We start from the raw sequence: 16,556 nt of genomic DNA on the forward strand, positions 1-16,556 counted from the left end.
CGCTTTAACTCCAGAAGAGAAGAAAGTGATTGAGGACAAGGTCAAAGCAGTCAACCCAGGCTCTACAGTAGTAGTAGATAACAAGGGTAACGCAACAGTCACAACACCATCAGGTAAGACAGCAGTTATCCCAGGCGTAGACTTGACTAAGACAGAAAAAGATGTAACGAAACCAAATGCAGGAAATGACATCGTTAAACCAGGCACATCAGCATCAACAAGTGCGTCAGCGTCAACAAGCGCCTCTGAACCAGCATCAACAAGTGCGTCAGCTTCAGCCAGCGTATCGGCATCAGCAAACACATTATCTTCTGAAACACCATCAGAATCAGCAGGTAAGTCAAGACAGCAATTGCCAAATACAGGTACAGAAGCTTCCAAATCATCTGTACTCCTTGGAGCTTTGGCAGCCGTGACTGGTCTAGGTCTGTTTGCGAAACGCCGTAAACGTGATGACGAAGAATAATCGGATTAAAAATACATAGAAAGTATTATTATCTCGATTTATGAAAAATCCCTTGGATGAAAACTCATCCAGGGGATTTTTTGCATTATTTCGTCGTAAATGTCCACTAATGATCGATAGTTGTATTCGTATTTTTCCTGTACGATTGTAACCTATGGTAAACAAGACTTTAAGACCTCATTTTACTTGTTGATTAATATCCTTGAAGGAATAAAACTCTATCGGCATGACTTTGAATCGTATATGATTATCTTTCCAATTCGTTAATTGTATGTAAATTTATTAATTTTCAATTCTGGGATAGCCTTGATATTTTTATGTAAGTTACTTTTATTATAAGAGTATTTGTGGTAAGATGTATATAACAAGAGAACACTATATAGTCTCTCTATACGAAGGGTAAATAACACTAAATTTGTATAAAGTTTTCGTTAGATGACTACTTATTCAAATTGTAGGTGAACTGATAGATATAGTCAATTTAGTTGGAGGGGGAAGTTTTAATTGCTATCTGGAAAATTCTGTTTATTTTCACATAAAAATAAGCAACACCAACGTTATTTTCAATTCTTACCTGATGGTCAGATTAGAGATATTGGTGGAGCAGGTCATGATAATGAGCGGTTTTGGAAATTAGAAGATCACAAACTTAAATTATATTCTAAGTCAGAGCAACTAACAGCAGTTTTTGAGTGTTGCTATGAAGAAGTAGGTCATTCCTACTGGGAAGGATTACATCAGGAAACGATTCCCTTATAAATACGAATATATGATTCGCGTCCAGACTTATTTGATTACCTGACAAAATATACTTGTCGTTATTTGATTGATTACGGAGCCTTAATAGTAGGGAAACATACGTATGGCATTCCACAATTAATTGACTATGATCATGGAGGTCAGGTTATAATTGGTGATTATTGTTCTATTGGGCATAATGTTCAATTTATAACTGCAAATCATGATTTAGAGTTGATTACAACCTATCCATTCAAGAGTTTAGAGGTATTTTATACGGATGAGTCATTGCAGATGACTGATGATCATATTTTGAAAAGTCCAACTCGAGTTGGTAATGATGTTTGGATTGGAAACAATGCTCAAATCATGGCTGGGGTAACTATTGGAGATGGTGCAGTCATAGCAGCAGGGGCTCTGGTGACCAAGGATGTAGAACCATATGCTGTTGTAGGAGGCAATCCAGCCAAAGTGATTCGTTATCGTATCGCAGAGCCTACTTTCCGTGAACAAATGTTAGAAATTGCGTGGTGGAATTGGCCAGAAGACATTATTTCTGAACGATTGGATAAAATCATGAGTAAGGATATATCAGGATTTATAAAAGAATACTTACAAAATGCTGGGGAAGTTAAATGTGACTAAACCGTTATCAGAAATATTAGAATTGATTTAGGGCATATATTAAAAAATGCGTACTGTACTGAAATCGACTTTGTTTTTTATATATTGCACCAGAAAAGGAGTATATGATTAAAATGATGGAAAAAATAAGTGTTATTGTTCCTGTTTATATGTCAGAACTATATCTTGAAAAATGCTTGGATAGTATCGTTCAACAAACCTATCAAAATCTTGAAATTATTTTGATTAATGATGGCTCAACAGATGGTTCAGCCGCAATCTGTCAACGTTATCAAAATCAAGATACACGTGTCAAAGTCTATCATAAAAGAAACGGTGGAGTTTCTTCTAGCCGCAATCGTGCCTTGGAAGTTGTAACTGGGGATTATATCGTTTTTGTAGATAATGATGACTGGTTGGAGTTGGATCATATTCAAAATCTTTATGATTTATTGAAAAAAACAGATGCAGATATTGCAATCGGAAACTTTACTCAATTTTTGGATGATCAATCTAGTTTTTTGATTCATGTAGGAGCAGATGGTTATTTTGAGAAGACTTATACGCCATTTGAATGGTTTTGCCATCAATATGACAGTAAGTATAATCTCAGTCAATGCTTTACAGTTCCGTGGGCGAAGTTATACAAGACGGAGTTGTTTAAAGATATTGTATATCCAACGGATAAAAGTGTAGAGGATGATTACACAACTTATAAAGTTTATCTTCAGGCAGATAAAATTGCTTTTATGAATAAGGCTATTTATATCCATAGAAAACGTTCTACAAGTGTTACAAGGACAGTCAATCTTGCAGATGTATATCCCTTAAAGAGTATTGAAGAACGTATGACTATTCTCCAATTAATTGGAGCTCCTCAGGAGTTATTGGATAGGGAAATTCAAGCTTATAAATGGCGATTATCTATTCATGAAGAAGAAACTCTTAAACATGGAGATGTGGAATCTTATCAACAAATTTTGGTCAAAAAAGCAATTGTAGCTAAATATTTTGAAGGTTAGGAAGACACATTTTATAAATTGATTTTTCTCTATTTTTGGTGGATGTTTTTAGATAGAAAAAGTGACCTATACTCAAAAATTAGAATGTTATCTAATTATTGATGTGTGTTGCTTTTTGCGTTTATCAGATAGCTATTCTAAAATAATAAGGTTATACTTTTCGAAAATGAAATTTAAATCACGTCAGCGTCGCCTCACTGTGCGTAGGGTTGATACTGGAAAAAACTCAATTTGAGGAGAAAATAAAGCAAATTTTCTAATTTAAAAGACTTTTTGCCCAGTCTCTCTATCTACAACCTCAAAGCTGTACTTTGAGCAACCTGCGGCTAGATTTCTAGTTTGCTCTTTGATTTTCATTGAGTATTATTTACATTAATAGATTCCTAAAAGATACTTGATATGCAGATAGACGAGTCATTTTTTAGATGTCTGAGACGAATTAAAAATTTATCTTTAGGGTTGATCATTCGAAAATGTTATTGTGTAACTGCAGTAAGATTATAACGCTAAATATTTTAAGTTATTTAACTTGTGTTTTGCATGATTATTGAATCCAGAGAGTAATTATAATTTAGTGCGGTATGAGCGATTCTATCAATGAAATAAATATATTTTTTTAATTTGGAACTTCCTTAATAGCTTAAAAAATAGCAAAAAAATGTTATAATAGTAGGAAAGGAGAACGAGCTCATGAATGAAAAAATTACGGTAATTGTGCCAGTTTATAATGTTGAACATTACCTGAATAAATGTTTAGATAGTATCATAAAACAAACATATAAAAATCTTGAAATTATTGTTGTCAACGATGGCTCTACAGATAATTCAGGAATAATTTGTCAAGAGTATGCACGCAAAGATAATCGAATTATTTACATTGAAAAAGAAAATGGTGGTTTATCAGATGCGAGAAATGTAGGTCTGGACAAAATGACTGGTTCCTATGTAACTTTTATTGATTCAGATGATTGGGTTGAGTCGGATTATGTAGAAGTTCTATATAATAAATTAATTGAGTATCATGCAGATATTGCCGTTGGGAATTACTATTCTTTCAACGAAAGCGAAGGAATGTTCTACTTCCATATATTGGGAGACTCCTATTATGAGAAAGTGTATGACAATGTTTCTATCTTTGAGAACTTGTATGAATCTCAAGAAATGAAGAGTTTTGCTTTGATATCTGCTTGGGGCAAACTCTATAGAGCAAGATTGTTCGAGTGGTTACGCTTTGATATAGGTAAATTAGGAGAGGATGGTTACCTCAATCAAAAGATTTATTTATTATCTGAGAAGATTATTTATATAAATAGAGGAATTTATTCATATCGAGTTAGAAAAAATAGTCTGTCCAAACATTGGACAGAAAAGTGGATGCAAGCCTTAGTGTATGCTATGTCTGAACGCATTACCTTATTAGCTAGTCTAGGTTATCCTTTAGAACAACACTTGGCACATTATCGTCAAATGTTGGATTGGGTACTTTATAATGGCCAAATTCATGGACTTTCAGATACACAGTCTTATAAAGAGTTTGAAATGAAAAGAACTCTTTTAAATCAGTTGTCAATACAGGAGCAAAAGGAAAAGAAGGCTATTGTGTTAGCAGCAAATTATGCTTATGTAGATCAGGTCATGACGACTATAAAGTCTATTTGCTATCATAATCGCTCAATCCGTTTTTATTTGATTAATAGTGATTTTCCTAATGAGTGGATGAAACAATTAAATAAGCGCTTGGAGAAGTTTGATTCAGAAATTATCAATTGTCGGGTGACTTCTGAACAAATTTCGCGTTATAAAACGGATATTAGTTACACAGTTTTTTTACGCTATTTCATAGCTGATTTCGTGCAAGAAGACAAGGTCCTCTACTTGGACTGTGATTTAGTTGTAACGAAAAATCTGGATGATTTGTTTGCTACAGACTTACAAGATTATCCTCTGGCTGCTGTTCGAGATTTCGGGGGCAGAGCCTATTTCGGTCGAGAAATGTTTAATGCAGGTGTTCTCTTGATTCATAATGTTTTTTGGAAACAAGAGAATATGACGCAAAAGCTAATTGACCTAACCAATGAATGGCATGATAAGGTCGATCAGGCTGATCAAAGTATTTTAAATATGCTCTTTGAAAATAAATGGTTAGAATTGGACTTTGATTATAATCATATTGTCATTCATAAACAGTTCACTGATTATCAATTACCTGCAGGTCAGGATTATCCTGGTATTATTCATTATCTTTCTCATAGGAAACCGTGGAAGGACTTGGCGGCTCAAACCTATCGTGATGTTTGGTGGTACTACCATGGCCTTGAATGGACAGAGTTAGGAAAAAATTATCATTTACACCCATTACAAAAATCTCACCGTTATCCTATAAAGGAACCGTTCACTTGTCTCATTTATACAGCTTCAGACCATATTGAGCAAATTGAAACATTGATTCAATCCTTACCAGCCATTCAGTTTAAGATAGCAGCTAGAGTCATAGTCAGTGATAAATTAGCACAGTTGACAGTTTATCCAAATGTGACCATTTTTAACGGGATTCACTATTTGGTAGATGTTGATTATGAGTTGGTAGAAACGAGCCAAGTACTTTTAGATATTAATTATGGTGAAAAAACAGAAGAGATTTTAAATCAATTTGCAAGACTTGGGAAGCCCATTTTAACCTTTGAAAACACCAAATCCTACGAAGCGGGTCAGGAAGTATATGCTGTTGACCAAGTTCAAGCAATGATTGAAAAATTAAGAGAAATAAGCAAATGAAGGAAAAACATCTATTAGAAGATGCTCTGATTTTGACGGTTAGTGATCAGATTGAACAGTTGGATTATCTCCTAGAAAACTTGTCAAACATCTGTTTTCATATTGCCGCTCCTGTACAGTTTTCGGATAAAATCCGTAGTTTAGAAACTAAATATAATGTTCGTCTCAGGACAGTTACAACTGAACAGCAAATTGATTTTCTAGTGAATATGTGTGATTTCCTACTAGATATTAATCATTTTCAAGAAGTTGATTCTATTGTTTCCAAGTTTGTTCAGACTAGGAAACCTGTCTTCGCTTTTGACAATACAGTCCATGGCAATCAAGGTCAAGAAGTCTTTTCGTCAAGTAATCCAGATAAACTGGTTTCGAGAGTGAGAGAGTATCTGAATGAAGTCAGAGTAGGCATCAATCATCAAGAGAAAATCATCCAAGATGGGACTTGGAATGTATTTCAAATTAATAATAAAGCAGATTTAATTGTCGGAAGCAATGTTATTTGTAGAAATTTTGAAAATTTTAATGTTTCTTCTGGCAAGTTGGTATTGAATGATGGTGTCTTCATCAATAATTCTTGTAGTTTTAACTGTATGGAAAGAATTGAAGTCGGAAACGGAACTATGATGGGGGAAGGTGTTCGTTTTTATGATCACGACCATGTTTATACCGCTGAAAAAATTGAAAAATGGCAGTGGACCACAGCGCCAATAAGAATTGGAAGAGAGTGCTGGATAGGAAGTAATGTCACGATTTTAAAAGGAGTGACTATTGGGGATAATACCATTATCGGAACAGGTTGTCTCATACACAATGATATTCCATCAAACAGTATGGTTTATAATGATGGGAATGTACTTGTAAAAGAACGTAGCTAAAAATAGATATTCTAGGGAATGATTATATGGAAAATGAATTAATTAGTATTATAGTTCCAATCTACAATGTTGAGAATTATTTGCGACAATGTTTGGATAGTTTAATTAATCAAACTTATAAAAATCTTGAAATTATCGTTATCAATGATGGCTCTACAGATAATTCGGGCGTGATTTGTCAAGAGTATGCACAAAAAGATAATCGGATTATTTATATTGAAAAAGAAAATGGTGGTCAATCGGAAGCACGGAATATGGGCTTGGATCGAATGACAGGATCTTATGTGACCTTTGTTGATTCAGACGATTGGGTAGAACCGAATTATATAGAAGTTTTATATAAGAAATTACTTGAGTATTGTGCAGATATAGCAGTTGGAAATTATTACTCTTATGATGAACAGGAGGGGGTATTCTATTTCCATATATTCGGGGATTCCTATCATGAGAAGGTATATGATAATGTCTCTATTTTTGAAAATTTATATGAATCAAAACAAATGAAAAATTTTGCTTTGATTTGTGTTGCTGGAAAACTTTATAAGGCAGGCCTATTTGAAGACTTACGTTTTGAGGTAGGTAAGTTAGGAGAAGATGGTTATCTCAATCAAAAGATTTACTTACTTGCTGAGAAGACAATTTATTTGAATAAAGGCTTATATGCTTATCGCCAAAGAGAAGGAAGTAGTTCCAGAATTTGGACAGAAAAGTGGATGCATGCTTTAGTTGATGCTATGTCTGAGCGTATTACTCTACTAGCTAATATGGGTTATCCTCTTGAGAAGCACTTGGCAGTTTATCGTCAGATGTTGGAAGTCAGTCTCGCGAACGGTCAAGCTAGTGGTTTATCCGATACAGCAACGTATAAAGAGTTTGAAATGAAAAGAACTCTTTTAAATCAGTTATCAAGACAGGAACAAAGGGAAAAGAAAGCCATTGTACTAGCAGCAAACTATGGCTATGTGGACCAAGTTTTAACGACTATCAAGTCTATTTGCTATCACAATCGTTCCATTCGTTTCTATCTGATTAATAGTGATTTTCCTAATGAATGGTTGAAACAATTAAATAAACGATTAGAAAAGTTTGATTCAGAAATTATTAATTGCAGGGTTACATCTGAGCAAATTTTGCGATATAAAACTGATATTAGTTACACTGTTTTTTTGCGTTATTTTGTAGCTGACTTCGTGAAAGAAGATAAAGCTCTTTATTTGGACTGCGATTTAGTGGTAACTAAAAATTTGGATAATTTGTTTGAAACAGATTTGCAAGATAATCCATTAGCAGCTGTTCGAGATTATGGAGGAAGAGTATACTACGGTAGGGAAATGTTCAATGCGGGTGTTTTACTAATCAACAATCGTTTGTGGAAACAAGAAAATATGTCCCAACGCTTGATAGATTTGACAAATGAGTGGCATGATAAGGTGGATCAAGCAGATCAGAGTATTTTAAATATGCTCTTTGAAAATAGATGGATAGAGATGGAATTTGATAATAACCATGTTGTGATTCATAAGCAATTCACAGACTATGAGTTACCAGCAGGTCAAGATTATCCTGGTATTATCCACTATCTCTCACATAGAAAACCGTGGTTTGATTTAGCCGCGCAGACCTATCGTGATGTTTGGTGGTATTATCATAGCCTTGAATGGACAGAGTTAGAAAAAAATCATCATTTACACCCATTACAAAAATCACATATCTATCCTATCAGAGAGCGGCTTACTTGTTTAATTTATACGTCTTCAGATCAGATTGAACAAATTGATACATTGATTCAATCCTTGCCCAATATTCAATTTAAGATTGCTGCTAGAGTTATGGTCAGTGATCGTTTGAAACAATTGTTGGTCTATCCAAATGTAACTGTTTATGCTGGAATTAATTATTTAGTAGAACTAGATCAAGAATTGATTGAGACTAGTCAGGTACTTTTAGATATTAATCATGGTGAAAAAACAGAGGAAATGTTAGATCAATTTTCAGAAAGAGGGAAGTTGATTTTAGCTTTTGAAAATACAAAATATCGTGAGGTTGGACAAATAACCTACAAAGTAGAACAAGTTCAAGAAATGATTGAGAAATTAAGAGAAATAAGCTAATGAAGAAAAGAACTATACTAGGCGATGCCTTGATTTTGACTGTCAGTGATCAGATTGAGCAGTTAGATTATCTCCTAGACAACTTGCCGGACATCTGTTTTCATATTGCGGCTCCTGTCCAGTTTTCCGAGAAAATCCGTAGTTTAGAAACTAAATACAATGTCCGGCTCCTAACAGTTACAAATGAAGAACAGCTAAACTTTCTAGTCGATACGTGTGACTTTTTATTAGATATCAATCATTTTCAAGAAGTGGATGCTATTGTATCAAGGTTTGTACAGGCTGGGAAACCTGTCTTTGCATTTGATAATACAGTCCATGGAAATCAAGGACAAGAGGTTTTTCTATCAAGTAACCTGGATAAATTGGTTTCTAGAGTGAGAGAGTATCTGAATGAAGTCAGCGTGGGAGTCAATCATCAAGAAAAAATCATCCAAGATGGGACTTGGAATGTGTTTCAAATAGAGGATAAGGCTAGCTTCGTGGTAGGTTCTAACGTTGTCTGTAGAAATTTTGAAAATTTTCGTCTTCCTTCTGGGAAGTTAATACTGCATGATGGTATCTTCATCAATAACTCTTGTAGTTTCAACTGTATGGAAAGAATTGAAATTGGAAAAGGAACCATGATGGGGGAAGGGGTTCGTTTTTATGATCACGACCATGTTTATACTGCCGAAAAAATCGAAAAGTGGCAGTGGACTACGGCTCCGATTAGAGTTGGAAGAGACTGTTGGATAGGAAGTAATGTCACGATTTTAAAAGGAGTGACTATTGGGGACAATACCATTATCGGAGCCGGTTGTCTCATACGCAATGATGTTCCGGCAAATAGTGTGGTTTATAATGATGGTAATCTTTGTGTAAAGAGAAGAGAATAAATAGAAAATAAAGTCTAGGTGGTCAGTATATGGGGAATGAATTAATCAGTATTATAATTCCAATTTACAATGTTGAAAAATATTTACGACAATGTTTAGATAGTATTATGAATCAGAGTTATGAACAATTTGAGTGTTTATTAGTCAATGATGGCTCACCAGATAACTCTGCTGATATTTGTAGAGAATATGTTGATAAGGATTCTCGTTTCAAATATTTTGAAAAGGAAAATGGTGGAGTCTCTTCAGCTCGAAATCTAGGTATTGAACGTTCGGGGGGGGCGTACATTACTTTTATAGATCCGGATGATTGGGTGGAATCAGATTATTTAGAAGTGCTGTACAGAGCTTTAGTAGATGAAAAAGCAGATATAGCTGTCTCTACTTATAAACAATTTAATGTGGATGATAATTGCGTCTACGTTCATTCTTTTCAGAGAGGATATGATAGAAAAGTTTTTACAAATGTAGAATTAATTGATTCTCTACCTTTGTTGCGCGGATATGATAGTACCTATAATTTTGTTAGTTGCAAATTGATTACTAGAAATATACTAGAATATATTCGTTTCAATCTCTCTACTGGTTATGGTGAAGATATGGAGTTTTGGAGCAAAGTATTTTTAATATCTAAGAAAATTGTTTATGAAAATAAAGATACTTATATCTACCGAACTAGTAATGATCATTCAAAGTATTATGAAGCAGAAAATATTCGAAGTAATGTTGAACAACGTCTCATTTTTCTGGCGATGCTTGCTGCTAGAGGAATGGATATAACGAATCATCTATCTGAATATATGCGCTTCATGAATGTTTCTAAGATGAAATTATTAGAAGAAGTGGGAGAAACTCACGAAACGGTTCAATGGCTAAAAGAAAGTTTGTTTTTGTTAGGAGGAGATTTAAGTAATTGACACAAGAGTTAATTAGTATTGTAGTCCCTATCTACAATGTTGAAAAATATTTACGACCATGTTTAAATAGTATTCTAAGTCAGAGTTATGAACAATTTGAGTGTTTATTAATCAACGATGGTTCACCAGATAACTCTGCTGATATTTGTAGAGAATATGTTGATAAGGATTCTCGTTTCAAATATTTTGAAAAGGAAAATGGTGGAGTTTCTTCGGCTCGAAATCTAGGTATTGAACGTTCGGGGGGGGCGTACATTACTTTTATAGATCCGGATGATTGGGTGGAATCAGATTATTTGGAGGTTCTGTATAGAGCTTTGGTAGATGAAAAAGCAGATTTAGCTGTCTCTACTTATAAACAATTTAATGTGGCTGATAATTGTTATTATGTCCATTCTTATCAAAGAGGATACGAAAAACGAGTTTTTAATCAGGAAGAATTTATATCAGAACTTCCACTATTAGAGAGGTATGATTATTCATATGGATATTCTACTTGTAAATTAGTGGATAGAAGTTTGTTGGGTGATTTTAAATTTAATGAGGTAACTACTTTATCGGAAGATATGGAATTTTGGTATAAAGTTTATTTGTTTTCGAATAAAGTTGTTTATGTAAATAGGGATACGTATATATATCGTACGGGTAATTTAAGAATTTATGATTCGGAAGCGATTCGTAGTGATATTCAACAACGTCTTAACTTTCTTACTTTTCTTGGAGTCAGAGGAGTGGAAAAGCAGAGTTATGTAGAAAATTTTATCACTCACTTAAAATATAGGATAGAGGAACAGATAAAATACGATTTAGAAGATACAGAGACTGTACGTTGGTTAAAGGAAATTTTATTTTTGATAGATATAGGTAGTGAGAGTGCTTTAAGAGTTAATTAGTATTATAGTTTCTATCTGTAATATGGGGAAGTGTTTGAGAAAATGATTGAAAAACATTATGAAGTAAACTTATCAAAATTTTGAATGTTTGTTAATAAATGGTGTTTCTCTAGAAAATTCTGTTGATATTTGTAGAAAGTATGTTTTTAAAGTTTCTTGCTTACAATATTTTGAAAAATAAAATTAGTACGTAATTTAAGTATTGAATGTTTGGAAGTTGAGTACCTTTGCTGATTCAGATGATTGTTTGTCTTAGATTTAAATTATTTAGAAGTGCTATATTTAAAAGATAGTTCTATGTAGTACAGATTCTGTGATTGAAGTTTTATTTTAAAGTGTACTTATGTACAAAAAGTTGTTTATATACTCATGAATTCCTATATAATTACAGAGTACATTTTGAATAGACTGTTGGAGAAATACGAGCGGAGAAATAAATGATGGAGGATATTGATATACAAATAGGATGGCTATATCATATTGTATCGCTGAATATATCTATTTGGAAAAGATTAGAAACAGAATATAATAGAGACTTAGAAAATTTAAATTTTTTGAAAATATATCAAGGACTCATTTGGAATTCATAGAAGATTAAAATTAAAAAGTAATCGTCTTAGGAGTTGATAATCTCCCAACTCTAATTTGTGAAATTATTGAATTTTATGATAGAGGATAATGGATTTATCAGGTAAGCTAAGTTTAGGAAATAATATAGGTGGTAAAAAAACATGAATTTTAAAGATTCTGTAAAATTATTAGGAGATTTTCATCATATAGAGATTTCTCCTACTAGTACTATTGAATTAGGAACAGATGTTACATTTCGTTCATTTGTAAGTTTAGAAGTAGCTAATAATGCTAAATTAACACTAGGAAATAGAGTTTTCTTTAATGATCATTGTACGATTCGTTGTGGTAAAGAAATTGAAATTGGTAAGGATACCATGTTTGGAGATGGGGTAAGGATTTTTGACCATAATCATAAATACTCAAATTACCATATCGAAAAAATTCAATTTACTGCTGACAAAATAACGATAGGAAAAAATTGTTGGATTGGAACTAATGTTGTCATTTTAAAAGGGGTTACGATTGGAGATAATGTCATTATTGGAGCAAATGCCCTAATTTATAAAGATATACCAGCTAATTCTATCGTTACTTCTCAGGAGGATTTAAAAATCATTCCTAGGAACCAACACCAATTTCATGTTTTTACTTTAACAGCTTCAGATACTTTAGAAAACCTAGACTATCTTGTTCAGAATCTGCCAGAGGTAGCTTTCCATATAGCAGCTAAAACAAATATTTCGGATTATCTTGAAAGTTTCAATCGTTATGAAAACGTGAATATATACACAAATGTTCATCATGGTGATATTATTGAGGATTTGTTGAAGAAATCAGATATTTATTTAGATATCAACCATTGGGGAGAGGTGGATGGCATTGTTCATAGAGCAATAGAACAAAATAAGCCTGTTTATGCTTTTGAAAATACCAATCATGATTCAACTGGGACAAGTAAGGTTTTTTTAGCAAATGAACCAGAAACGATGGCGGCAGCTATTCGAGAATTTTTAGATAAGAAGACTTCCTAATGTTGAGTAAATTGGGCATAAAAAATTGTCTATTTATGGTTAAAATACTATATAGACACGGAGCTTTGAAATAGGTTAGAATCTGAAACGAAATCAAACAATAATACAATCTGTTTATATAGTGGAGTGGTTGGTATGTTGTTTTCTAAAAAAAGGGAATCTAAAAGGGAAGTATTTATGAAACTACATTTAACGAATTTATACGGTATGGCTGGTGATAGTACTGTTATTCTAGCCCAAAATGCTGTACAAAAAATAGCAAGTCAACTGGGGTTTAGAGAGGTTGGTATTTATTTTTACAACATTGCTTCAGATAGCCCTTCTGAAATGAATAAGCGTCTGGATGGGATTATGGCCAGTATTTCTATTGGTGATATCTTAGTCTTTCAGTCTCCTACTTGGAATGGCTTTGAGTTTGATCGAGTCTTGTTTGATAAGTTGAAGGATATGCAGGTGAAAATTATTTGCTTTATCCATGATGTTGTTCCTCTCATGTTTGATAGTAACTATTATCTTATGAAGGAATATATGTATATGTATAATCTATCAGATGTTTTAATCGTCCCATCAGAGAGGATGAAAGAACGCTTGATGGAAGAAGGCTTGACAACTAAGAAAATCCTCGTTCAAGGTATGTGGGATCATCCTCATGATTTATCCTTATATACCCCAGAGTTTAAAAAAGAACTCTTTTTTGCTGGAAGTTTAGAGCGTTTTCCAGACTTACAAAATTGGTCTCAAGATACGCCTTTAAGAGTATTTTCAAATAAAGGGGAGATCGGTTCTAGTGCTAGAAATCTTAGTATTGAAGGATGGAAAAAAGACGAGGAACTATTGCTAGAATTATCAAAAGGTGGATTTGGTCTTGTCTGGGGAACGCATCAAAATGATGGAGAAAGCAACCAATATTACACCCTGAATATATCTCATAAGGTTAGTACCTATCTGACAGCTGGGATACCAGTCATTGTACCAAGTAGCCTATCAACTTCTAAATTTATAGTAGATCAGGGCTTGGGCTTTGTGGCAGATAGCTTAGAAGAGGTTCATGAGATAGTTGAGAAAATGAATCTACAAGAATATCAAGAAATGACGAATCGTATAAAGACCTTTAGTTATTTGCTAAAAGAGGGTTATTTCACTAAAAAGTTATTGGTAGATGCAATCTATCACTTGGGAATTGATTAAGGGAATGAGATGAATAAAACAATTGTATTAGCTGGTGATCGCAATTACACCACGCAGTTAGAAACAACCATAAAATCTATTCTATACCACAATAGAGACGTTAAGATTTATATTTTAAATCAAGATATTATGCCAGATTGGTTTCGAAAACCACGAAAAATTGCTCGTATGTTAGGTAGTGATATTATTGATGTAAAGTTGCCAGAGCAAGCTGTATTTCAAGGTTGGGAAACTCGGGAGTATATAAGTCCAATGACTTATGCCAGATACTTTATACCAGATTATATTTCTGAGGATAAAGTTTTATATTTGGACAGTGATTTAATTGTAAATCAATCTTTGGAACCATTATTTGAGATTGACTTTTATGAATATTTATTAGCAGCTGCTTGGGATACGGATGGTGTCACATTTAATGCAGGAGTGATGCTGATCAATAACAAAAAATGGCGTCAGGAGAAATTAAAAGAGCGACTAATTGAACAATCAATAGTTACATTAAAAGAAGTGGATGAAGGGAAATTTGAAAATTTTAACGGTGATCAAACGATTCTGAATCAAGTTTGCTCTAATAGATGGTTAGAGCTAGACAGAGGATACAACCTTCAAGTAGGTCATGATGTAACTGCTTTTTATAATAAATGGGAAAATTATTTTAATGAATTAGTATCCCCTAGCATCATACATTTTGTTTCCTATAGAAAGCCTTGGACTACTTTGATAGCTAACCGCTACCGTGATTTATGGTGGGAATTTCATGATTTGGAATGGACTAAAGTCTTACAACATCATTTAGGAGATTTTGAACTATCATCGTCTTTAGATAAGGAATTTTCTTGTTTAACTTTGACAAACTCCCAAAATTTAGAAGGAATAGAAGAGCTAGTCACAGCTTTACCAGATGTGGTATTTCATATCGCTGCTTGGACAGATATGGGTGATGAATTAACAAAATTAGCTGTATATGATAATGTGAGATTGCATCCACAGATTGTTCCTCCAGTCTTAGATAAGTTGAAAAAGTCAACAAATCTATATTTGGATATCAATTATGGTAGTGCAGATGAGAACTTTTTAAAATCTTTGAAGGAACAGGATAAAAGGCTATTAACTTTTCAATCGACTCATCATGGAAATTTGGGACAAATCGTTTTTGAAAATGGGAAAGTTTCATTTATGATTGATGCAATTAAAGATCTTAAGAAAAATGGTCATCTTACCTGTTTTCGACAAGTTCCAAGTTTAACTTGCTTAACATTTACTGCTTCTCAGAATATTGAACAACTGGATTACTTGGCTGAACAGCTACCCAATGTTGTTTTTCAAGTTGCAGCTTGGACAAGTATGGGGCCAAAATTATATGATTTATCTAATCGTTATCCCAATATTCAACTTTATCCAGCAATTTCAAGAGATAAGTTAGAAGAATTGAAAGAAAATATGGATGCTTACTTAGATATCAATTTGGTGAGTTCAACGGCTGATATTGTTGAAGAAATGACTCGTCTATCTAAACCGATACTAGCTTTTTATAAATCTCAAAATGGGAATAATGGTCAAAGATTGTATTCAAGTGAACATCCTGAAAGAATGTTGGCTGATTTACAGAAATTAATAAATAATGAAATTCTAGGGAAACAGCTGGATCCGATTCAAGTAAAAGGGATAGATGAAACCTTAGATTATATTATTGAGAACAAGTCTTCTTTGGTTCGTTTTGGGGATGGAGAAATTAATATGCTTGCAGGGCATTCGATTCCATATCAGGATTATGATGAAGATTTGGTCTCGATTATGAGAGATATCATCGGACAGGAAAGTAGAGAAGAATTAGTTGTGTGCCTTCCTGATGCCTTTACAGATCGTTTCAGGTTTACATCTTGGGCAATTCCATTTTGGAAAGATCACATGGATCATTATATGGATTTTTACAGAGAACTATGTAGTAATTCATGGTATGGCTCAACCTTTGTATCTCGCCCTTATATCGATTTTGAAGACAAGAGTCAAGCTAAAACTCAATTTGAAAAATTGAAAAGTATCTGGGAAAACCGTGATTTACTGATAGTTGAAGGTGCGACTTCTCGTTCAGGTGTAGGGAATGATTTATTTGATAAGGCCAATTCTATTAAACGGATTGTTTGTTCTTCTCACAGTGCTTTTTCTAAAGTTTCTGAAATTGAACACGAAATTGAACAACATGCGGCTGGTCGCTTGATTTTATGTATGTTAGGCCCTACAGCAAAAGTTTTAGCTTATCATTTGAGTCAAAAGGGGCATCAGATATTAGATATTGGCCATATAGATTCAGAATATGAGTGGATGAAGATGAGAGCCAAGACAAAGGTTAAGTTTGCGCACAAACATACAGCAGAATACAATTTTGATCAGGATATTGAATTCATTGAGGATGAAGTATATAATAGTCAAATTGTTGCTGATTTGTCTAGATAGAAAATATGAAC

13 protein-coding genes are annotated in these 16,556 nt (G+C 33.5%); all 13 read left to right on the forward strand.

The genetic code is table 11. The annotated features are described in order from the left end of the window. Window positions 1–466, forward strand: a 466-nt coding sequence (locus SMSK564_RS13835) for an LPXTG cell wall anchor domain-containing protein (protein ID WP_000630055.1), incomplete at its 5' end; no start/stop codon positions are given. A gap of 504 nt (window positions 467–970) precedes the next feature. Next, entirely contained in the window at window positions 971–1,225 is a 255-nt protein-coding gene (locus tag SMSK564_RS13045; protein ID WP_000948461.1) for a hypothetical protein, read from the forward strand. Window positions 1,226–1,498: 273 nt separating this feature from the next. Then, window positions 1,499–1,849: a CatB-related O-acetyltransferase gene (locus tag SMSK564_RS13870; RefSeq protein WP_000128880.1), complete on the forward strand. Its 351-nt coding sequence runs from the start codon at window positions 1,499–1,501 to the stop codon at window positions 1,847–1,849. A 116-nt stretch (window positions 1,850–1,965) separates the two neighbouring features. Beyond that, window positions 1,966–2,850, forward strand: coding sequence for a glycosyltransferase family 2 protein (locus SMSK564_RS11925; RefSeq protein ID WP_025170938.1), 885 nt, complete (start codon window positions 1,966–1,968; stop codon window positions 2,848–2,850). A gap of 690 nt (window positions 2,851–3,540) precedes the next feature. Continuing rightward, complete coding sequence (locus SMSK564_RS11930; RefSeq protein ID WP_001003169.1) at window positions 3,541–5,625, forward strand: glycosyltransferase; 2,085 nt, start codon at window positions 3,541–3,543, stop codon at window positions 5,623–5,625. Beyond that, a complete protein-coding gene (locus SMSK564_RS11935) occupies window positions 5,622–6,500 on the forward strand; it encodes an acyltransferase (RefSeq protein WP_000659782.1) in 879 nt (292 codons plus the stop codon). The genes SMSK564_RS11930 and SMSK564_RS11935 overlap by 4 nt, the downstream gene beginning before the upstream one ends. Before the next feature lie 26 nt (window positions 6,501–6,526). Continuing rightward, window positions 6,527–8,611, forward strand: coding sequence for a glycosyltransferase (locus SMSK564_RS11940; RefSeq protein ID WP_000426740.1), 2,085 nt, complete (start codon window positions 6,527–6,529; stop codon window positions 8,609–8,611). After that, window positions 8,611–9,489, forward strand: a complete 879-nt coding sequence (locus SMSK564_RS11945) for an acyltransferase (protein WP_000747431.1) — start codon at window positions 8,611–8,613, stop codon at window positions 9,487–9,489. The genes SMSK564_RS11940 and SMSK564_RS11945 overlap by 1 nt, the downstream gene beginning before the upstream one ends. Before the next feature lie 29 nt (window positions 9,490–9,518). Continuing rightward, a complete protein-coding gene (locus SMSK564_RS11950) occupies window positions 9,519–10,406 on the forward strand; it encodes a glycosyltransferase family 2 protein (RefSeq protein ID WP_000526151.1) in 888 nt (295 codons plus the stop codon). Then, the gene (locus SMSK564_RS11955; RefSeq protein ID WP_000191224.1) at window positions 10,403–11,299 is read left to right on the forward strand and encodes a glycosyltransferase family 2 protein; all 897 of its coding nucleotides are present in this window, start codon (window positions 10,403–10,405) and stop codon (window positions 11,297–11,299) included. The genes SMSK564_RS11950 and SMSK564_RS11955 overlap by 4 nt, the downstream gene beginning before the upstream one ends. Before the next feature lie 731 nt (window positions 11,300–12,030). Continuing rightward, window positions 12,031–12,903 carry a DapH/DapD/GlmU-related protein gene (locus SMSK564_RS11960; protein WP_001009498.1) on the forward strand — a complete coding sequence of 291 codons (873 nt, stop codon included), beginning with the start codon at window positions 12,031–12,033 and terminating at the stop codon, window positions 12,901–12,903. A 177-nt stretch (window positions 12,904–13,080) separates the two neighbouring features. After that, window positions 13,081–14,091 carry a sugar transferase gene (locus tag SMSK564_RS11965; protein ID WP_000766265.1) on the forward strand — a complete coding sequence of 337 codons (1,011 nt, stop codon included), beginning with the start codon at window positions 13,081–13,083 and terminating at the stop codon, window positions 14,089–14,091. Window positions 14,092–14,100: 9 nt separating this feature from the next. Then, window positions 14,101–16,545 (forward strand): SP_1767 family glycosyltransferase, encoded by a 2,445-nt coding sequence (locus SMSK564_RS11970; RefSeq protein ID WP_001044148.1) that lies wholly within the window; start codon window positions 14,101–14,103, stop codon window positions 16,543–16,545. The last annotated feature ends 11 nt before the right edge of the window (window positions 16,546–16,556 follow it).

The organism is Streptococcus mitis SK564, assembly GCF_000148525.1.
In the GTDB taxonomy this organism is placed as follows: domain Bacteria; phylum Bacillota; class Bacilli; order Lactobacillales; family Streptococcaceae; genus Streptococcus; species Streptococcus mitis_H.